We start from the raw sequence: 22,047 nt of genomic DNA on the forward strand, positions 1-22,047 counted from the left end.
GCGACCATTAAGTCGCCCCTAATTCACATTAATTATTAATTCTTATGTTTCTTATCATAATTAGCCTTCATTGTTCCAATGATTGCAATTAACAATATTAGAATAGCAATTATAGCTATTATGATTAAATAACGGATATACAACAAATATACCGGAGTATCATGTCCCTTAGGTGGTTCTGGCTCTGGAATATTAGTTGGTGTTTCTTCACCTCCACCTAATGGAACATCTGCTTCACCAATTGTTGTAGTGTCACCTGCCTCTGCCTGACCTGCCTCGGCACCACCTGCGCCTCCTGCTGCACCCTGGTCACCTCCACCTTCTACTCGGTTATTAGTAACTCCTTCACCAGCATCCACGATTTCTCCTGGGATTGTCTGGTAGGTATACTCTGGATCACCTACTTCTGTTGAATATACGGTATTAGTTTCCTCGTTATAAATTGTTTTAGTATCAGTGATTGGAGAACCACCTGACTGCTTCTTATATCTGAAGGTGAATTCTTCGCCACCAACAAGGGCTTGCTCTACATAAAGGCTTTGTCCCTTATAAGTACAACCTGGATTGGTCTTTGTGGTATCAATTTCATAACCTGAAACAGCTTCACTAGGAATATAAAAATTCTTCTGTCCTTGAATTCCATAATAGGTAACAGGAGCAATAGTCCTATTAGCACCTTCAAACTTTACGGTATAAGAAACAATTGTACCAACACCATATGCAATTACGTAGCTTTCATCATGATCTACAGTGTAGGATAAATCTGCATACCAATCATTAGCTCCGCCTCTGCGAACTCCTTTTACAATATATTTGTCTGAGGAGCTGGTATCGACAGCTGCTGCACACTTAAGTCCAACTTTATCTGTTGATTTAAGGTTTGTAATATAGATGACTTTGGAATCAGAAGTATCTACCTTAGGGAGGTCTTCTGTTCTACCATCTCCAGTATCAACTGTAAGAATTCCATCTAAATCTCTATTAAATTCGAACCGGTCATCACCAATTCCAATCCATACAGTATACTTTGTGCCTGGATATGGCTCATCTGCTGCCTTGGCAACCATAGATAACGAAAGTACTGCGGAGATAGCAAATATAATGGATAATACTAAGCCTAATGCCTTACTGCTCTTCTTCATTACAAGCTACCTCCTTTCTTCTCTGTTTCATCTCCATAGAAAAATAACAAAGAATTATGAGTATTCCCAGTACCAATCCTACTGTACAAGCGATAACTGGTAATATTTCATCCCCTGTTCTTGGATTGCCTGAGCCACCGCCTGCTAAAGGCATTGATGGGTCTCTAATAACAACTATCTCTGACCCACCAGGTACTTTTGAAACAACTCTATTTGTTTTTGTGTTAGTCACATATTTTGTAACTGTTTTTATTTCTGGAGGTGTAGTTGGAGTTTTCTCTGCACCAAATACCAAATCTATATTTGCTACAGCATCCATGTACAAGCTATCCTGCGAATTACCATCAAGTGTAATTTTTAGGAATACTGTGCCATCTCCTCCATTAGAAAGAGTTCCAAGCTTATAATAGGTCTTCTCGTCATTGCTAAGGCTTGTCTGATTAAGCTCTTTAACCTGATGCAAACCTAGAACGTCGCTTTCACCACCTACTGTATCGTCATTATATAAATAAGTAGTGTTACCGCCCTGTGTATAATATAGCTGGAAGGTATATGCTCCGCCTGAAGCATCCTTTCCATCTTCAAGCGAATCAACTATATCTGTGGCCAGATAAAAATCTGCTGACGCATTTGAGGCATTCTTATAAGTTGCCTGATAAGTAACTGTATCACCAGGCATTACCTTAAGGATTCTTTTCGCAGCCTCTAATGCAGAGGTGCTGTAATCTGAGCCAAGATTTCCATTTGAATCGAAAGTTACTGTCCATTCTACAGCCGGATGATTTTTTGCTTCTACATTTAATACTGGTGTCATAACCCCTGCCACAGCAAGCGAAAGAGCAAGGACTATATTTAAATATTTAATCTTCATAACCTGCTCCTTCCTCCTAAAGTGTAGGCTTGCCATCAATAGAAGTAATTACGCCTGAATCTGGAACGCTGCACTCAACACTTATACCCCATGCTCCATAAATTGCATCCTTAGCATTGTTAGCCTGAACTGCATCAACCTGAAGTGTTACATATGCTTCCTGCTGATCATAAACATATATGTTTTCGATTAGTGCTTCAGTAATCGAATGCATGACCACTGTAGTAACCTTATCATCTAAGCTAATACCTGTAATAAACTGAACTGTGTCTCCACAAGGAACTGGCTTTGTATAATACCAAACCTCCTGTTCGTATGTGGATTCTGATTCGTTTTTGAACCATCCCTCGGCTGTCTTTATGTTAATAAGTCTAGGATCTAAGGATTCATCCTTTACGCGATCGTTTAGCCAGCTCTTTCTAACTACAACCCTGATGTATTCATCATAACCCGCGGTTTCGTTAGAATTGTTGGTTACTAAAACATTCTCCTCGTATGTCTTTCCAAATGCAAAGGTCTCATCATCGAATGCCTTTTCAATCTCTGGAAAAACCAACTTCCCATCTTTTATATCTCCACTAACATCTACTGCAATCTCCGCTGTGCTGAATTTGATTTTGTCTATAGAATAATCAGTGAATGCGGCTCTTGCTGCCCCAACAGATGTCGCTGCTAAAACTATACAACCCAATGCCAACAATAGCAGAGGGCTCTTATAAAATTTTTTCATATTAACACCCTCCTAATCTATTGATTACCGAGATCGTAAACATTCTGACTGGATACTGCTCCCTTCCAATCAACGTTTCCATCCTTGTCATACATTACCTTAACAGCTTCCTGAACAATAATTACGTTGAAGTTTCCAGTAGCATCCTCTTCTCTTGTAATCTTTAAAGTAAGAGGTGTCTCTTCTGGTGTTGACTCCCCTGGTGCAATAGGATCTCTATAATAATAGTAACCGTCTCCACCATCGCTCCAGCCATCTGTAGCTTCAAAGGTAATATTTACATCATCAGGATAGATAGCCTTTGCTCTTACAAAGATAGAATAATCACCAACATTCTTGATGGTAATCTTCTTGGTCATATCCTTGACCTTTTCTTCTATCTCTGGAATGCCATCACCGATAGAAACTATAAACCCGCCTTCCACATCTGTGGTAGCTGTGAAATACGCTATCGCAGGCTTTACAGCAACTGTACATATCATTAATGCAATGGCTGCAACTAATATAATCTGTTTATTTTTCATAATCAGTTACCTCTCATTCAACAACATCTTCTATAAAATGAATATCGCCATTTTCATCTTCAATAAATGTATTTTCTGCTGCAATTCCACCAACAATAAGTCCGCCACTGTAAGTATTTTCAAATTCTGCGGTTACTATCGGATCGCCTTCTTTTTCATATGGAATAACCACAAGTCCATCTACCACCATTTTTTCTTCATCAACTGGCTTGTAGCTTGAACCTGGATAAGCTTCTGTTACTGTTAACACTGTAGTAGCTGGTATATCTACATCGATTATCCTATCGTTTGTACCAGGTCCATCAAAGTCTATCTTATATACATTATTAATAACTACCTTTCCATCTAAGGTGCCCTTCACATCGTAAACGAAGCTCTGTTTACCCATTGAAATGTTATATTGATCCAGCTTCTTAACTATCCTTAGCTTTCCTGTTCTTTCAATCTGCGTTGACTTCAGATTAAAGCTAGGATTATAATCCCATTCATCTGAGCCAGTACCAGTAGTAATAAATGTGCTTGAAGGAGCAAATACTATATAAGGTGTAAACTCATATGCATATCTTGAAGTTGCATCTTCAGTAGATCTCTGTGGAATGTAAAGGTAAAGTCCAACGCCTTTTTCTAAAGGATCGCTTGTGGCTGAGGTATCACCATTTGTTCTATCAAGAGTAAACTGTTCATCCTTGCCAACCTGCTCTGCCTTCTCCATCGCGGGATCTACAATTCCTGTAATTACATCCTGAGAAGTTGCATTTTTCTTATTTAAAACAGAAAGGTCGATGCCTGCAGTTGCATATCTGTCATCTACAGTCAAAGTTCCTGTTTCATCCATGGTAGCAATTCTGTATAAATAGATATCCACTTTTCCTTTGTATTCTGTAGCAAAAGCAGAAGTATCACCATCGGCCACCTTTGCAGTAATAGTAACTGGCTTCTTTGTATCTACTCTGCTAGCTGCTCTAAGGCTGTGAGCTCCTATGCCCAAAATACATAAGGCTAAAGCCATGCATATTCCTATTAGACCTTTTCTTCTTAAACTAACTTTAATCACTGGCGACTCCCTTCCAAGCCACTAGGCCTTCAACATTATTACTATCCTCCGATTTACATCACCCGGAACAAGGTACTGAACCAATATCCTCTTCCTGATAATGTAGTGGATGTCACTCCCCCGCCCTGAACCTACTGCGACGGGGGAACGCATCCTATTTTTGAGCTGTTGTATTATTACTTGATTGATTTGTTCTTCTTATTTGCGAAGTATAAACCTGCTGCAACACTCATTAAAAGTACACCAAAGCCTGTGAAAGCTGCTGTACCCTTACCACCAGTGTAAGGAAGCTCTGAAAGCTTTGTATCATGCATTGTAGCTTCACCTAAGTAAGAAACAATCTTTCCATTATCCTTAATTTCTTTCCACTCTGGTTCTTCATCATGAGGATTAAGTGCATATCCCTCAGGAGCAAGAACTTCATGGAAGCTATATTTTTCATCAGGTGAGAAACCATCTGCTGAAGCTTCACCGTTTTCATCTGTTACAAGCTTTGTAGCCTCTTCTTCTGTAGCTACCCAACCTGCGAGCTTACCATCTTCAATAACTGCATATGATGTAACATCATTTACTTTCTTAATGATTACAAACTCTGCGCCTACAAGATATTCAGGCTCATTTGCATCAGCTTCGTTCATCTTTGTAATCTTAAGTGTTCCAGTCCAAGATGTAACTGTTGTTCCAGTTTCTGGCTTATCACCAATGTATGCCTTATTGTTTACTGCTGGAAGTGTTCCATCAGCAATAGCTGCGTAAGAAATTACAGCCTTATAACCTGCATACTTATTATCTTCCTCTGGATCATCACTGTGAATAATTAAATCTGAAATGTCAATTGTAAGCTTTGTTCCATTCTCAGTTGCGGCAATCTGTCTTGTCTCTGTGTAATTAAGTGCTTCAATAGTAATGGTAACTTCTGTAGTAGTTGCACCTTCTGCTGTCTTAAATACACCACCAGAAAGCTCATCGTTGATTACGAAGGAAGCCTCTTCACCCTTAGGAGAATAAGGAATTGTTACTTCAACGTCATAAGGAATCTCAGCACCATACTCAACTGCCTTATCATCATTTTCATTTACTAATTTCTTTACTACGAGTGTAGGAGTCTTCTTAGCTTTTACCTGAAGAGTCTTTCCTTCAGCAATATCCTTTGCACTTACATAAACGAGCATAGGACTATAATCGAAATTCTCTTCAGTACCATTAATCAAATACAAACCTGGCTCTTTAACTGTCAGTGGATTTGAGAATGGCTTTGTAGCTCCAACATCACCGAGCTTAGATAAGATTTCAGCCTCAGTAGCTGCCTTTACAAGAGCATCGATATCTTTCTGAGTATCTGCGTCAGAAGTATCAAAACCTGCAAATAATGGTTTAAACTTATCTACGATTTCCCAACCTGTAACTGTTTTACGATTAGCTACGATTACCTGATCATAGGTAAGTGTTGCATCGTCTGCATTTAAAACCTCAATCTTTGCTCCAGTTCCAGAAGATGGTGCATCTAAACCTTCATCTGTAGCTGCTGCTGTGATGGTCATAGCAAACATCATGACCAGTGCCATGACAAGTGTTAGTAACATTCTTACTTTCCTCATAGGTTTACCTCCTTTATTGATGAACCACTTAACTTACAACTCTTGACTTTCTCTTGTTTCTATAGAAAAGGAATACCGAAGTGAGCATTAATACAATTCCGTATAATGTTGTTCTGTAAATTCCGTTTCCACCTGTTGCTGGAAGGATATACTCTCCATCCATTTTTATATTTACAAAAGTGAATTTGTATAATACTTTGTTGCCTGTTCTTATCACTTCTGTAGAATATTCGGCTGTCTCTACATTAGCATTTTCTACGGTCAACGTAGGTTTATTTGTCTCATCCAGAGTAAATAGCCATTTTCCTTTGCTTCCGGAATAACCTGTTGGAACTTTTGTTTCAGAAAGCCTGTAAGTCTTTCCTATTGGAATCACTTCTGCGCCCTCTAAATCCCAATCAAGTTTTCCTTCCTGTGAATAATCACTTGTTCCTATGAAATCTATGTCAGATCCCTCGGTCAAATCCTCTAACAGGAACTCTGCTCCACCAAGTTTTTCTCCAGAATCATCAGTCTTATACATTTCCCATGTATTTAAAATATGAACCTGAACTACTGGCTTAGGGAACTTCTCAGTATATTTCTGACCTCCAAAGGTATAGGTTACTATTGCATCCTCTTCTCCAGTTGCATTTGAATAGAAACCTTGTTGTCCTTCTGATGTCTTTATACTAGCGAAAATATTATCTGTTCCCTTTTCGCCAATCATACCTGCTGGATATCCTCCAGGATATTGCTCCTGAGTCTCCTCGTCCTTATCGCCAAGATAATATTTATAAGCCTTTTCACTTGGAACCACTACCATCTTTACAGAGTAGCTATAATGATTATCCAATTCATAATCATCAGGGAAATCCAAGGTTATCGTCTTTTTGCTGGCATCATATGAAGCAACCAGTGTTACTCCACCTTCTAATTCATATGTAGCAGGTATGTTGCTTGTACCATCAGCATTTATTATGCCACTGGTTCTTGGCTCCACTGGATTACCTGGTAATAAAACAGGAGTATCAGAATCACCGTGGCTTACACTTATTCTAAATTCGCTGCCTGGCTTTATGTCTACATACTCGCTAAGTGTATCCTTCATGGTAACATTGCTTGAATATACCATGGCAGTTTCTGTGTCATATCCACCTGTAGTTTCTGAGCTAATAGTTCCAGCTAAGTTTGAGAAGAGAGCACCAACTGCGCTGGCTGCTACATTTTCCGCTTCCTTTTTAGTAGCATTAACTTTTGAAGCTAGCTCACTTAAAAGGTTGTAACCACTAACTGTTCTTACTTCCCTCCAATCACTGACTGTTCTGGTTTTATATCTGAAGCTCCACCAATCCCAGTAGGTCTCTTCATAAGAAACGTAATCATATACTGGTATGGTTCCTAGATTCATACCTACAGCATAGAACTGGTCACATGTAACATTTGCTGCCGCTGCCATTGTAGCTGCGTAGGTTGCTTCACTTAATCTGTTTCCTAAACCATCCACCTCACCATTTTCTTTAAGGTGCTGTGTTGGTTCACCATCAGTAAGGAAGATGATAATTCTTTCTGCGCCATCTCTTCCTCCTGAATTAAGTTCTGCATATGCCCGTTCAAGTCCCGCCTGATAGTTGGTACCATCACGAAGATTGTAAGTAAATGCACCAAGAACATCATCTGTGTTAATCCATTCACCAGAAACCAATGCTGCGTCAGTACCGAAATCAACGATCTTCCATTTAGCGTCAACATCATTCTTTCCTTTAAATACATCAACCATGTTGGAAATAGCATTCTTTACATAATCGAGATTGCTGCCGCTCATTGAGTTGGATTTATCTATGGCAAGTACAATATCTACATTCTTCTTAGTGTGAATATCAATAGTCTCCTGAGTATTCACTGTACTTACTATTGATTTGTCAGGTCCTGAGAACTTTATGGAAAGTTCATATATATCATTCATGTCTTCATCTGGTACATAACTGATATACTTTGAAACCTCCGAAGGTGCGCCAGGCTTTTCAGTAACCGTTGCATAGCAATTTTTAAATTTAATACTTGGTATATTAGACTCTGAAAGATTAACAGTTATTTCTCTTGGTTCATTGGAACCAACTTTATATACCTTTTTTTCAGTGCCTGACTCGTATACCTTCACAACAAAGTTAGTAAAATTATATGTTCCTGAAATTTCTTCTTTAACTGTGTATTTTCCATTTTCCACAGCATGGAACTTTATTGTCTCACCCGGTGCAATTTGAACTTTGCCCTCAGTGTCAGTCTTTAAATTATGTGAGCTGTTTTTATCACTTTCATATCTGGCATTTGCAAGAGGTGTGCCATCTGATTTTAAAATCGTATATTCGTATGTTGTTCCTGTATCTGCGGCTGCCTCTCCAGTAGTTATGTTTGATATGATTAATCGTGTATCAGCCTTGTAATATAAATCTATATTTGCATTTATATTAGGATTTGTATTTGAGGTTGTAAGCTGGGCTACACGATTTGAGTTATTATTGTTTTCTTCTGTATTTTTATAAAAGCTTACTGTGTAATTACCATTGTTGTTTTTTATTGTTACCCTTTTTATCTCCGTTCCGTTATACTTCGCATTTACGAATGTATAACCATCGATTGGGTTTTCATCAACAAAATCGGATATGTTGTAATTAATCTCCGAGGTTCCTGTTGGAGGATTAAGCGTTCTTGAATTTCCACCAGGAGTAAGCTCTGTTCCATCCTCAAGTTTATTAACAAGATTAAGCAATACTGTACGTTTATCTGTCTTAACCCATGTAATAACATATTTTGAAAATGAATCACTTGTGAACTCTGCTGATGTTACTGCATTGTTCTCTGTAACACTTAGTTCTGCCTTTCCAGCTTCCTTTAATTCTTCAATAGTATTTGTCTGCTCATTAAAGTGCTGAACTAAAATATCATGGTCTGCATTATCATTCTTGTCTACGGCCTCTGGTGGAATTACCTCTCCCTTGTATTGAAGTGAAACAGTAACATCACCATTAGGCTCAACCTCCACTCCACTTTCGATATCCATAAAGTAGATATCATATGCCAGGAAACCTTCAATTACATATATCTTATCCTGAGTATCTTCCATCAAGGAGGCTTCTACTTCTTCATATGCTTCCTTTGTCTCCTCCACTTCCTTCTTAATTGGAGTAACCTTAAGGTCAGCATTTTCAGGAATTGCACCACTTACTGTAACGATTACTTCATCATCTTCATATGTAAGGATTGGATCTGGAAGTCTATGATAACCACAACGGATACATACGCCATTCTCATCAAACTCACAGGACTCTGTGTACTCTTCCATATCGCACTTGCTGCATCTTACTGTATGAGTACCATCACCGTTTGATGTATAGATAAGGTCGTGCTCACATTCTTCCTCGGCTTCTTCGTCTTCCTTATCCTCTGACTCCTCATCTTCCTCTTCATCCTCGCCGTCCTCATCATCTTCGCCGTCCTCATCATCTTCGTCATCAGATTCAGCTTCCGGATCATCAGAATCACCCTTTATGGCATCCACTACCTTTTCAACTACTTCTTCGATAGCATCTACGATGCCAGTAGGTGTGGTCTCATCAGGGATAGTGGTTACTTCTGCAGTTTCAGTTCCCTCAGGCGTAACTGCCTCAGCGTTCTCTGCAGGAGCGGCTGGCTCCTCAGTAGCTGGAACATCAGAAATAGCAGCCCCATCTGTTGTCTCCACAGCTTCTGCAACTGCTGGAGTCTCCCCTTCACTTACGTCTGCAAAAGCAGATGCTGAAGAAGTCAGATATAGAACTGCTACTATGCTTAATGAGATTATTCTATTGAATAAAGCTTTTCTTTTCATATAATTCTTCCTCACTAAAACCAAACTACTGAACCAACACATTCGATAAATCGTTCCGTAAGGTATAACTTATAATTGTGTTATACGAAATAATTATCGTAATGGTAGGATACCACTTGTTGTGTGACAAATCTGTGAACTGGCAGGAGTTTTCAGATAGTGGCAAGAAATATGTAATTTAGCTACACAATTTGTGAAGAAAATGTGAAAAGACCGGTTATATAACCGGTCTTTTAGATATATTAATATTCTGTTTTTTACTTTGTATTATTCTTCTTATTATCAGACGCCATTCTGAAATACCATAGGATAAAAGCCATACCAATTATAAAAGCTATTCCGCAAAATATAATTGGAAGAACTGAATCTCCTGTCTTAGGACTTCTACCATAAAGAGGGACCTGTGAGCCCATTTCAATAATATCCTCACCAAATCCTACTACATCATCATCGTCGCCGTGGGTTGGAGTTGGTTCGTCAGGAATATTAACTTCGATAGGAGTTTCCTGTGGCTTTATAATGAAGCTAACATTATACTTCCATGTTTTATCTGCATCTGCTGCACCAGTAACTATAAAATCACTTGATGGAGCATAGATAACATAAGAAGTAAAGCTGTACTTATATTTTTCATCAGAAACAGGCTGTGGTACATAAAGATAAATACCTACGCCTTTATCTATTGTAGCAGTACCAGAAAAAATATTATTTTGTCTCGATGCTGTAATTACAGCATCTGCCTGCTGACTGCCAGCTGCCTTAACAGCTGGCTCAACAATATTTTTCTCTATATCTGCAACCTTTGGATTATTTGCAAGAACTGATAAATCAATTCCACTATTCTTATAGGAAGGAGAAAGGACTGGTAAGCCAGCCTCATCAAGGGTAGCAATCTTATAAAGATTGATATCAACTTTTCCATTATAGCTCTGAGCAAATACTGATGTATCTTCTTTACCTACCTGTGCAGTGATTGTCACAGTAGCATCTGTATCGATATGTCCTGCTGCATGAGCTGTAATAACTCCTGCTCCGCCAACAGCAATAATAACTGTAAGCAAAAGAGCAAAAATATTCTCCTTTATACCAAAAAACTTCACGGTATTTTCTCCCTTAAGCTTGTTTCCTTCTAAAAATCTTACTGATAATCAAAATAATAAGTATAGTAAGTATTACTCCTGCTATACCAAAAATCAGGTAGTAATCTTTAACTGTCTCTACCACAGCTGCTGTTCCGGTTGGAACCTCATCCTCACCCAAATATTCTATTCGGGTACCTCTGACAAGAAGTCTGTGAGTGTTTACACCGTAAGGTGTACATGTAAATAAAGTAACATAGTCCTTTCCTGGCTCTATTCTCATAGCTTCTGTAAGGGTATCTATGTCTTCCGCTTCAATCATGTCAGAAATCTTATCGACTTCGTAGGCCAGTGTATCATCCAAAACATGGATGTAAAACTTATCGCCAATCTCCATCTGATCAATATTGGTAAAGAGTTCTGCATTTGGCAAACCTCTATGACCTACAATTACTGAATGAGTTCCAGCGCCTCCAATAGGAAGTGCTGTTCCATTAAGATGCCCCAAGGCCTTCTGGATATACTCATCATAGGTTCCATGCATAATTGGAAGCTTTACATTAATCTTTGGGATGGATAAATATCCCATTATTCCATCACCATTAAGATTTAATACAGAATAATACTCCGTATTTAGAAAATCTTCTGTAGGTGTCACTTCATTGCCATCAGAGCCTGTGTTAAAGGCATCTGAACCTATAGCATTTACGGTAATCTTTTCATTAAATGCCTGAGCGGCAGCCCATTGAGAAGAATAATCATCCTCTGTCATTTCTGAAAGGGTAGACTCGTAATTATTTATAAGTCTGCTTTGGACATAGTTGTTCCACTCATTAGAGATGGTTGGATAAGCCAAAAATACAGCCCCTGCAACAAACAATATGAAAATAAAAAATTTAAATATCCTTTGTTTCAATTACTTCTGCCCTCTTATTACGATGCCTGTCAATCAGATACAATATCAAAATAAAAGCTGCTACTATTGAAAGACCTACTATTACCCAAAGAAGGTAATTGGTATGAAGACTAACTGCACCAAAGGCCGGAGTCTTTGCATCCTCCAAAAGCTTTGGAGTGTACTCAACTCTGTGACCTCTTACCATTAATCTCTGGGTGTTTACGCCATATGGAGTACAGGTAATGAGTGTACATAAATCCTTTCCTTCCTCCACTTGAAGTAGTGACGTATCATCTGGCTCAACCACATCAATAGAATCAATTTCGTAAGCGTAATACTCATCCATAATGATGATAAAAAAGACCTCACCAATCTCCACCTTATCCAAATCTGTGAAAAGAGTGGCGCTAGGTAAGCCTCTGTGTGCCGACAAAACTGAATGTGTGCTCGGTCCTCCTACTGGAAGTGAAGAGCCCTCAAGATGACCTACACCTATCTGCAAAACATCCTCATTAGTAGTGTGGAATATCGGTAGCTTTACCTTAATTGATGGGATTTGAATATATCCCATAATTCCATCACCATTGGCGTTTAAGATACTCATGTATCTTTCGTCAACACCATTTGCCTCTGCCTGAGCAAAGGAATCCGGCAGGATGCATGGAAGCAGATCCTCATTATACTGATAGGCCTTCTGAAGCTCTCCTTCAGCATTGATAGTGCCTGACTCGATAGCTTCGGATACTGACTCTGTATAATTGTTTACCAATTTAGACTGTACATGGTTATTCCAGGTATTAGCCACAAGCGGGTAAAACAGCAGGGTCAGACCAGCTATCATCAAGGCTCCAATGAATATTAATTTATAATTGTTTTTAAAAAATGATTTCATTTAATCATCGTAACACATAAATGTGTCCATTTAGTTTACAGAAGCCTTTTTCTTTGTTGCAAAGTAAAGAGCTGATGCAAGTGCCATAAGAGCTACACCAAGTACTGTAAAGATTGTTGTTCCCATACCACCAGTGAATGGAAGTGAAGAAAGCTTTGTATCGTTGATAGAACCTTCCTGTGAAAGAAGTGCCTTCTGTGCTTCTGTAATTGTGTTCTTGTTTGTAAGGTCTTCGCTTAAATCTGTGATAGTAACCTTAGCACCTGCTGGATTGATTGAGTAGCCCTCTGGAGCCTTTGTCTCTGTGAAGAGATATGTACCTTCATCAAGACCCTTAATCTGAACCTTACCCTTTGGAGCTACGATAGTCTTTGTAGCACCATCAGCCTTCTCGTCTACAAGATTGTAAACACCTTCAGACTCCTGTGCGAAGTAAAGAACTGTACCGTTCTTAGAAACCTCGAACTCAGCACCATTAAGGATTGTCTTTCCATCCTCTGCATACTTGATAAGTGTGATATCTGCTGGCCATCCCTTTACTGTAGGTGGGTTCTTTGGCTCGCCATTCTCATCCTTATCATATGTGCTGTCATAAGTAACGTTTGTGAATCCATTTGAACCGATAACTGTTGCTGTGTACTTAACTACTACAGTCTTACCAGCGTACTGATCGTTCATTCCTGATTCTACAAGTGAAGTAAGGTCCATTGTATATTCTGTGTAACCATCCTTAGCTACGCCTTCACCAAAGTTGAAAGCCATTTCCTTGCCACCAACAAAAACTTTTACGTCTTCTGGAGCTGAAAGATTTGTCTCTCTATCGTAAATCTTGTACTCAACGTTTGTCTTGTTTGCCATGTATGGAACTGTAGACTTAAGCTCGAAGTTAACCTTCTGACCTGCTCTTACAAGACCGTCATCATCTTTCTTCTCCATATTGTTAGAAGAACCCTTAGCCTTGATTTCAACAGCCTTTGTTGTAGCTACATAGTTACCATTATCATCTGTTGTGTAAGCTACAGCTACCATTGTGTTGTACTGTACCTTTTTACCAACAACCTTAATCATGTAAACGCCTGCTGCAAGGTCTGTGAACTCTACATCTGCACCATTTACAGACTCAGCCTTCTTAACTGCTGTTGGATTTGCTGCTTCAAAAGCTGCATTAAGAGCATCTACATCAATGATTAACTGATTATTGTCATCCTTTTTAGGATAAACAGCCTTAGCCCAATCTACTACTTCAATCTTATTCTTAGCTGTGTCAATTGAAGCAAGCTGATATACAGAAAGTTCTGTTTTTTCATCTCTCTCTGAAATATTAGTTACTTTAATTGTAGCACTACCTGTGCTCTGCTCAGCAAAAGCTGTTATGCTCATTGCCATCATCATTATCGCTGCAAGTGCGAATGCGATAACCTTCTTGAAATTCTTCATCTCAAAATTCTCCTTAAATGTACTTCTTTTTGTCTTTATATAACAACAGCGATGCTAAAAGTAATAGCAGTACTCCGCCGATTGTATAAAGATGAATTCCGCTTCCTCCTGTGGCAGGAAGTGTGTATGCGACTTCGTTTTCGAAGGAAAGCTTTACAGTCTTAAGAACACCACCATTTGAAAGTGTCTGCTCTTCTACTACTGTTTTTTCCTTCAAGTCGCCTTGTGTTTTGATGTATGCCTGAACTCCTTGCTCCCTATCAATGGTGATCTGCCATACATCCTCGCTCTTGGAGTATCCACCAGGAGCTTTGGTTTCTGAAAGAGTATAGCTTCCTACTGAAACCTCAATAGGATTATTGTTATTATCTCTATCACTAACAGATTTGTACCAAAGAACCACGCCATTAGCATCGCTCTTTCCATAGTACTTATCTGTAGAACCCTTTTTTGTAGAGGCAAGCGTGAATTCTGCCCCTGCAAGTGGCAACTGACTTGTTTTGCTAATCTTCATCAACTGCCAGTCATATATTTTAACCAAATTATTTTCAAACTCAGCGGCCTTTTCAGACGCAACCGATTTAACATTATTTTCCCCGATTGATTCAAAATCTATAAGAACATAACGATTTGCTATGTCATCATTCCTATATGTGATTGCTTTTGAATCATCACTGTCCACAGTAATCTTTGTATCATAGTTTTCCAGCTTGTAGCCCTTATTTGAAAGCACATAGGTCTCAACGATTTCATACTGAGTCTCCATAAGATTTTCAAATACGGCTACCTCACCAGCCTTTAAAACAAACTGACCATATTCATTGGTTTTAGTTTCTTTATCACCAATCTTGAAAGGTTTATTTGCCATCCTACTGAAGGCACCATCTACAGCCTCCCATATTTCAAATACATACTGCGCATCATCATCCTGTTGCTTATCGCTTCCATAGGTTACAGTCTTACTAACAGTAAGCTTCTTTGCAAACCTAATTGGATTATTCTTAATTGCCTTTACATTTGAAGAATCTCCAATAGATAACGCCCTAGCAGCATCATTGACAGCTATTAGCTTTTGCGTCTTGCTTCCATCAGCATAAGCTGTAAGCTCCAGCTTCCAAATGGCATTTTCCGCCAAAACATAACCATCTGGTGCTGCGGTCTCCTTCATATAAAAAGACTTAGTTACAGATTGTTGTCCTTTCTCGATAACACCTGCAGAAAGGCTTGTGAACTCGATTGTTCCATCCTCATCTGAAGTGGCTTTCGCAGGAACACCGATTCCCATTATGGCAATCTTATCTTCTGCACAGGACTCATCTGTGTAAAGAGTAAACTGTGCATTAGCCAGTCCCTTCTTATTTTCGTCTACCTTAAGTCCCTTGAAATCAACTGTTCTTGTCTCAGTTTTATTGAAGTTATAACTGATTTTACAGTTTGAATTGTGGGCTCCACGCTCGAAGTAAACAACTGTAAGGACATGCTCCTTCTGGCTAAATTCCCTTACGTTTGAATAAGAGAAGATGCCTTGTTGACCATCTGTAGTGTAAAGATTCTTCACACCTATACTTTTAGCCTTGCCGCCATCATCTTTTCTTGTATAACAGGTGTCATTTCGTGACGATGTAAGCTGATTACGAAGATTTCCCTGTATAAGGATCTCTCCTGTATTGAAATTGATTTGTCCAAGTACCGCATTATGGACACCACCAAGATCAAGTACGAGCTTTCCATCTACATAAACAAATACATCATCATCACCAAAGAACTTAAAAATAGTATCTTTTTCCTCGCCATTATCAGCTACAGTTTTTCCATCCTCTGTAACCGTAAAACTGATAGGAAGAATCATACCGAAGTGATTATCTAGGTATTTGTCATTGTCTTCTACTTTCTCACCTAGTTTATTAATATCAGAATCACTCATTATGAATGGTCTAAACTCTTTACCTTTTTTAATGTCTACCTGATTGTTATTAGCATTGTAATAATACTTATACTGACTACTATCTATGGTCCAGTAACCATCTTCATCCTTATCAAAACGTACCTTTGCATCGTTATAATACTCAGTAATGTATTTTTTATAAACAAACTCTTTCCACCACCAATTACTATACTTTGTATAGTTCGGAAAAATCTCGTTGCCATTATCATTTGACAGTTTAAAGACACCACTTGTGATATCATCTACTGCCAATCCCTGGTAAACCTGTCCATCCTGACAATGATTACTAATTAAGCCTTGTTGTCCATCACCAAACCTAAAATACTCTCCGAATATATCATTAGTAGGTGTTGCTCTATCCGCTTTGATATTTTTTTGTCTACCATTTACATAATTTACAAGTTGAGCATGCTCCACATATTTTTTCTCACCTGTCAATTTTGCTAGTTTGGGCTCAAGCTCAACTACAACAGCATTAGCTACCTCTTTATCTTTTTCGGTCATCTGTCTAAGTGTAAGAGGAATAGTACACTCAGTCTGATATCCATAAATTGGAACCTCAGCTATAGGCTTAGTATTGTAATAATCCTCCGACCTATACTCGTACAATGAAACCTTTGCTACATAGTAGTTTTCCGGTGCTGCAAATGTAAATGTAAAGTTTTGGATGTCGTTCTTATAGCCATAAATAAGGAAATTTCCATTATCCGTAGGTGCCAACTCATATGGAGCGTACTGTAATTTCATTTCCTTATCCCTTGTAAAATTGTTCTGTTGAAAAACCTTTAAGGCAACACGACCTTTATTAAAGAAATTCTCACCTTTGTATGGACTTGTATGATTGTATTCATGATTAACCTTTAATGAACCATAAATTTCATTATCATAGAGTACCTTTTTAGAAGGATTAATCTCATTTGTCGCAGTAAGTACATATGTAGAAAAGCTATCAGCATCAAATGTTACCTTTTCACCAGAAATCTTTGATTCTATAGTCTCTGCTGTCTCATCATCCTTAATATGAACCACCGCATCTGTCTCGATTAAAGACGACTCAATGGAAACCTTTACGCTAGAGCCCTCCCTTGGTTCAATCTCCTCTCCGTCCGCTTCGAAGCGAAGATCAAAAGCGTAATAGTCTTCCATCTCATCAGCATCCACAGTCTGGCTTACCAGCTCCTTTTCAGAGCTTGTAAGCTTGACCTGGTCAGCCTTAAACTCGACATCCACATCAAACGTTCCTGCTGGAACAAAAGCTGATATATAAAAATCTCCCTTTTTTATATTGAATGTCTCGTCCTCGGACTTTTTTTTCTCCTCTGAAGCTTCTTCGGAATCCGCATTTTCCTGAAGCTCTTCATCGGTCTTCGAATCTTTTCGATTATTATCTGTTTTGGAATTTTCTTTTTTAGAACTAACTTCTTCAGAATTAATTTGAGTATTGCTTAGATTAGTTGATATATCTTCGGAATTGGTATTGCTCTGTTTTGTATTACTTTCTTTTGTATTACTTTCTTTTTTACTACTTTCTTTTGTACTACTATCTTCTGTATTACCTTCTTCGGTATTGCTTATTGTCTCCTGCCTGATAGAACCTCCGCCAGATTCTTCGGCATATACTGCCACCTGCGTGGAGAACAGCATCACTACCGAGAGATTAATACACAGTAACCTCCTTAAGATAGGATACCTTTTCATTAACATTAACTCCTTAAATAACTAGTCACACAACGGTTCCGCAATTTGTGTCCGTTTTGTGTCCGTTTTGTATCTTATGACTTTTATTCCTAAAAGGAAAGCTTATGGCAACATCTATTAGATTTTGGCAAAAAATAACCTAGTCTATTGTGGACTAGGTTATAAAAAATAATAATTTTTCATTCTATCCTTTAGTGATTAGCGCGATTAATTAAATCCTACTACCTTCTGTGCAATCTTGTAGGCAGTAATAGAAATAGCTCTGCCACCGTGACCTGGAAGGTTTGTAGTAGCACACATAAATCCATAGCGAAGCTTGCGATAGAGATAATAATCGTAAGACTTAATGTATCTCCATAAGTCGTGTCGCTTCTGCTGATTTTCCTTTGTACCACTCTTCATAAGAAGCACTGTAGAAATAACAGTAATCATTTCCAAATAGTTAAACATGTACTTTTTAACATGTGAATTATTAATATTTTTATAATCATATGCCTCAAGCATAAGCTTGTTTACCTTGATTTGCTGGTCGATACGTGAAATCATAACCTTCTCATTAACAGACTGGTCATCTCTACCAATGTAATAACGGTAGAAATCCACATCAAGATAATACATATTCTTTACGTATGGAAGTGGATAATATACATAAAGGTTATCCACATAGAAGGTATGCTTTGGAAGCTCCATTCCACAATCTCGCAAAAGCTTTGTACGGTAAATAACCGAATGCATAAGGATGTACTGACCCTTTCTAAAGTGGCCGCAGTCATCCCATGTAAAATACTTGTTCTTAGGAAGATTAGAGTATGACATAACCTTTTTGTGGCTAGCGCCTTCCTTATCATATACGAAATTTGAAATCAGCATATCCAGATTCTTGCCATTCTCAACAGAAAGGCGAAGAGTCTTTAAAACCTTATCATATGCCTCTAAATCAACCCAGTCATCAGAATCTACAACCTTAAAGAAAAGACCTGTGGCGTTCTTAAGACCAGTGTTAACAGCCTGACCATGTCCTCCATTTTCCTGATGAACAGCTTTAACAATTGTAGGATGCTCAGCCTGAAGACGATCTGCTATCTCTCCAGTATTATCCTTCTGGCTTCCGTCATCTACGATGATAATCTCTACATCCTCACCGCCGTGAAGAAGAGTCTCAACACAATGCTCCATATATGCAGCTGAATTATAGCAAGGTACTGCAAATGATAATAGTTTCATTATTATTTATTCTCCTTAAAACATCAAAATCTGTTTTGATTTATGCACTTTTTGAACAACTAATTTTATCAAATTACAGTTTTGTATTCAACTTATACAAAACTGTAAATAGAAAAGGGGCTCGCAAAAGCGAGCCCCTTAAATTTTTCCTATTATTCTGTCTCTACAGTAGGTTCTGTCTCTTTCTTCTTCTTTAAGTATGTCTTAATAGCACGATACTCAAGGAATGCAATAAGTGCGATAAGAACTGCATCTACTGCGTAGAGAATCTTAACCCATGTAGGTGCACCAGTGCTAACCTCTGTATCGTATGCGCGGCTGTTTACAACTGTGTAAAGAATGTTCTTTGAAGCCTGTCTCATAGCGATTAATGAAGTTGCAGATTCCTGATCAGTAACTGTAGACTGTGGAGTCTCATAAGTTGCAAGCATAAGGTCGCAACCGTTTCTAATCATTCTGTCTGAATCCTGGTAACCATAGCCACCAAAGTAATCTGTTTCAGCAAGACCTCTGAATCCCCACTCGTCACGAAGTACTGTATTAAGAAGTGATGAGCAAGCCTCTGCTGGAATTGTACCAATGTTGTTGAATGCAACCATTGTTGCAGCCGGGTTAGAGTTCTTAAATGTAATCTCAAATGACTTTAAGTAAATCTCACGGAGAGACTGCTCATTAAGCCATGTGCAAAGGAATCCTGTACGGTTTGTCTCCTGATCATTTGTAGCAAAGTGCTTTACGTAAGAGTATACACCGTGCTCTCTAGCACCCTGTACAGCGTTTGCACACATCCAACCTGCAAGAACACCATCCTCTGAGTAGTACTCAAAGTTACGTCCTGCAAATGCGCTTCTGTGTGTGTTTGTAGCTGGAGCATACCAACCAGATACATCCATTTCATCAGCCATCTGACCGATTGAATCACCAAATGCGTGAGCTAAATCCTTGTTCCATGTGCAGGCAATCATAACTGCTGCTGGGAAACCGATAGAACCCTGACCTGTAAAGTTGTTGTTGATTGAAGCAGGACCATCACAATCGTATGTCATAACCTTGCCGATCGAATCAACTGCTGAAGTCTCATATCCACCAAGTGCGATAAGAGTGTTCATATCTGCAGCTGTAAGCTCGTCAAGAAGCTCATCCCACTTAGCATCGTCATAATCTACACCACGAAGGTCTGCAAGCTGAACGCCATTGTCAGCACCTGTTGTAGGCATAGCATCTGAATCATTGTTGTAATCTGTTGGATCGTAATTTGTCTCGTTGAAATATGTAGCCTTAAGCTCATCTCCCATCTCAAATGATGTAGGAGCTGCTGTTGCTACGTCGTAGTTAGCAAATCCATCTGCTCTTGAAAGGTACTCGAAGTTCTCGCCCTTTGCAAAATCAAACTGATTTGTTGCTGCAACCTGGTCAGACTCTCTCTTGTTGGACTCATCATAAACAACCTTTGAAGCGATTGTCACATCATCAGTTGCAATCTTGTTGTGTGAATCTGTGTTGATAGAGATTTCGTAAGAACCTGCATCAAGTACGTAGCAACCCTCACCATCAACATCGTAAGAAGCCATATCTTCTACTGCAAATGAGATTGAAACTGTCTCAGAAGCACCTGGCTCAAGAAGTGAAGTCTTCTCAAATGCAATAAGGTTTGCTGCTGACTTCTCAATTCCGCCGTTCTCGTAAGGTGGGTTGTAGTAAACCTGAACTACATCCTTACCAGCAACGTCGCCTGTGTTTGTAACTGTAACATCAAATGTAACTGTCTTGCCATCTGATGTAACATCACCCATTTCCTGAGTGAATGTTGTGTAAGAAAGTCCATAACCAAATGGATATACAACTGTGCTGTCATAGTCGAATTCCATGTTGCCAGCCTCTGCCTCAGCGAAAGCTGTCTCATAGAATCTGTAACCAACATAGATGCCCTCTACGTAGTTAACGAATGTTGGATAAGACATGCCGCCCTCAGCGAACATATTCTCATATCCAAACTCAGACATATTTGTGTAATCGAAATCACCAAAGTTGTTTGCTGTTGGTGTTGAAAAAAGGTCAGCTACAAATGTATCTGCTGTCTTTCCTGAAGGATTTACCTTACCCGCAATAATCTCGCCAAGTCCGTCAAAACCTGTCTGACCTGTGCCTGGGCAGTAAAGAACTGACTTAATCTGTGAGTAATCGTTTACAAAGCCAAGCTCCATAGCGTTAGCTGAGTTTACAACTACGATAACCTTATCAAAGTTTGATGTAACTTCATCAAGAAGTGCCTGCTCTCTGTTTGAAAGCTCAAGGTATGACTTAGAAGCATCTAAATCATCTGCATACTCAGAATAGCGAACACCAGTGATACCAAACATTCCTGAACCATCATCATGGAATGTATCCTCACCGTCATATGACATAGGAAGATCAGCACCTTCACCACCTGAACGAGCGATGAAGAAAATAGCTGTGTCAGAGTAATTCTTAGCATCTGAAATGAGGCTGCCGTACTCTGAAACCTGTGGTTCTGGAATAGTCCAGTCCTGACCCATCATACTAACTGCAGGTCTTGTATCTCTCCAGCCAGTGTAGAAATCTACTAAATCCTGGTTGTACTCGATACCTGCATCAGTAAGACCCTTAAGGAAATCTACTGTAGGATATGCTGTTGAAAGGGCACCTGAACCAGTACCACCATAGATTGGGTTTGTTGAAGACCAACCAAATACATTAACCTTAGTACCTTCTGCAAGTGGAAGTGCCTTGTCATCATTCTTAAGAAGAACTACACCTTCCTCTGCGATTTCTGTACAAAGTTCCTTTGCTTCATTGATTGAAGCCTCTGTAATCTTTCCACCACCCATGGCCATGTTTACCATTGAGTAAAGTGGTGAAAGTAAAATGTTTGAAACTACAAGTACAAGTGTAAGTGCAAAAGCAATCCATGAACTCTTTCTGATAAGTCCACGAAGTGGCTTCTTCACTTTGAGCACAGCGATAGTAAGAATAATCGCAAGTGCAAGAACTACGCCCAAAATAATGAGCTGAGGCTGGATTTGTTGGAGGACCGCCTTCACGTCCTCTGGATTAATACCTAACATTCTCTCTTCTCCTTCCTTTTAT

The 22,047-nt window shown here is 39.0% G+C and carries 14 protein-coding genes; all 14 read right to left on the reverse strand.

Annotation, left to right across the window (positions count from 1 at the left end; genetic code table 11):
- Nucleotides 1-35 precede the first annotated feature (35 nt).
- On the reverse strand, nt 36-1,142 hold the full coding sequence (locus BMZ41_RS07195) for a hypothetical protein (RefSeq protein WP_090528170.1): 1,107 nt from the start codon (nt 1,140-1,142) through the stop codon (nt 36-38).
- The gene (locus BMZ41_RS07200) at nt 1,126-2,013 is read right to left on the reverse strand and encodes a hypothetical protein (protein ID WP_090528173.1); all 888 of its coding nucleotides are present in this window, start codon (nt 2,011-2,013) and stop codon (nt 1,126-1,128) included. Before BMZ41_RS07200 ends, BMZ41_RS07195 begins: the two co-directional genes overlap by 17 nt.
- Nucleotides 2,014-2,029: 16 nt before the next feature.
- Nucleotides 2,030-2,743, reverse strand: a complete 714-nt coding sequence (locus BMZ41_RS07205) for a hypothetical protein (RefSeq protein WP_090528177.1) — start codon at nt 2,741-2,743, stop codon at nt 2,030-2,032.
- A 17-nt stretch (nt 2,744-2,760) separates the two neighbouring features.
- Nucleotides 2,761-3,267, reverse strand: coding sequence for a hypothetical protein (locus BMZ41_RS07210; RefSeq protein ID WP_090528181.1), 507 nt, complete (start codon nt 3,265-3,267; stop codon nt 2,761-2,763).
- Between the two features lie 13 nt (nt 3,268-3,280).
- Nucleotides 3,281-4,321 (reverse strand): hypothetical protein, encoded by a 1,041-nt coding sequence (locus BMZ41_RS07215; RefSeq protein WP_143071331.1) that lies wholly within the window; start codon nt 4,319-4,321, stop codon nt 3,281-3,283.
- Between the two features lie 176 nt (nt 4,322-4,497).
- Nucleotides 4,498-5,919, reverse strand: coding sequence for an isopeptide-forming domain-containing fimbrial protein (locus BMZ41_RS07220; protein ID WP_090528186.1), 1,422 nt, complete (start codon nt 5,917-5,919; stop codon nt 4,498-4,500).
- Between the two features lie 28 nt (nt 5,920-5,947).
- The gene (locus BMZ41_RS07225) at nt 5,948-9,766 is read right to left on the reverse strand and encodes a DUF7604 domain-containing protein (RefSeq protein WP_090528189.1); all 3,819 of its coding nucleotides are present in this window, start codon (nt 9,764-9,766) and stop codon (nt 5,948-5,950) included.
- A 257-nt stretch (nt 9,767-10,023) separates the two neighbouring features.
- Nucleotides 10,024-10,866 (reverse strand): isopeptide-forming domain-containing protein, encoded by an 843-nt coding sequence (locus BMZ41_RS07230; protein WP_090168114.1) that lies wholly within the window; start codon nt 10,864-10,866, stop codon nt 10,024-10,026.
- A gap of 13 nt (nt 10,867-10,879) precedes the next feature.
- Nucleotides 10,880-11,761, reverse strand: a complete 882-nt coding sequence (locus BMZ41_RS07235; RefSeq protein WP_090528192.1) for a class C sortase — start codon at nt 11,759-11,761, stop codon at nt 10,880-10,882.
- Entirely contained in the window at nt 11,742-12,584 is an 843-nt protein-coding gene (locus tag BMZ41_RS07240; RefSeq protein ID WP_242942024.1) for a class C sortase, read from the reverse strand. Before BMZ41_RS07240 ends, BMZ41_RS07235 begins: the two co-directional genes overlap by 20 nt.
- A gap of 81 nt (nt 12,585-12,665) precedes the next feature.
- Nucleotides 12,666-14,072 (reverse strand): SpaA isopeptide-forming pilin-related protein, encoded by a 1,407-nt coding sequence (locus BMZ41_RS07245; protein WP_090528198.1) that lies wholly within the window; start codon nt 14,070-14,072, stop codon nt 12,666-12,668.
- Nucleotides 14,073-14,085: 13 nt separating this feature from the next.
- On the reverse strand, nt 14,086-17,715 hold the full coding sequence (locus tag BMZ41_RS07250; RefSeq protein WP_177184172.1) for a SpaA isopeptide-forming pilin-related protein: 3,630 nt from the start codon (nt 17,713-17,715) through the stop codon (nt 14,086-14,088).
- Between the two features lie 207 nt (nt 17,716-17,922).
- Nucleotides 17,923-18,939, reverse strand: coding sequence for a glycosyltransferase family 2 protein (locus tag BMZ41_RS07255; RefSeq protein ID WP_090168126.1), 1,017 nt, complete (start codon nt 18,937-18,939; stop codon nt 17,923-17,925).
- 152 nt (nt 18,940-19,091) lie between these two features.
- Nucleotides 19,092-22,025 carry a glycoside hydrolase family 3 protein gene (locus BMZ41_RS07260; RefSeq protein ID WP_090528204.1) on the reverse strand — a complete coding sequence of 978 codons (2,934 nt, stop codon included), beginning with the start codon at nt 22,023-22,025 and terminating at the stop codon, nt 19,092-19,094.
- Nucleotides 22,026-22,047 lie beyond the last annotated feature (22 nt).

The sequence above is a fragment of the Pseudobutyrivibrio sp. UC1225 genome (genome assembly GCF_900115215.1).
In the GTDB taxonomy this organism is placed as follows: domain Bacteria; phylum Bacillota; class Clostridia; order Lachnospirales; family Lachnospiraceae; genus Pseudobutyrivibrio.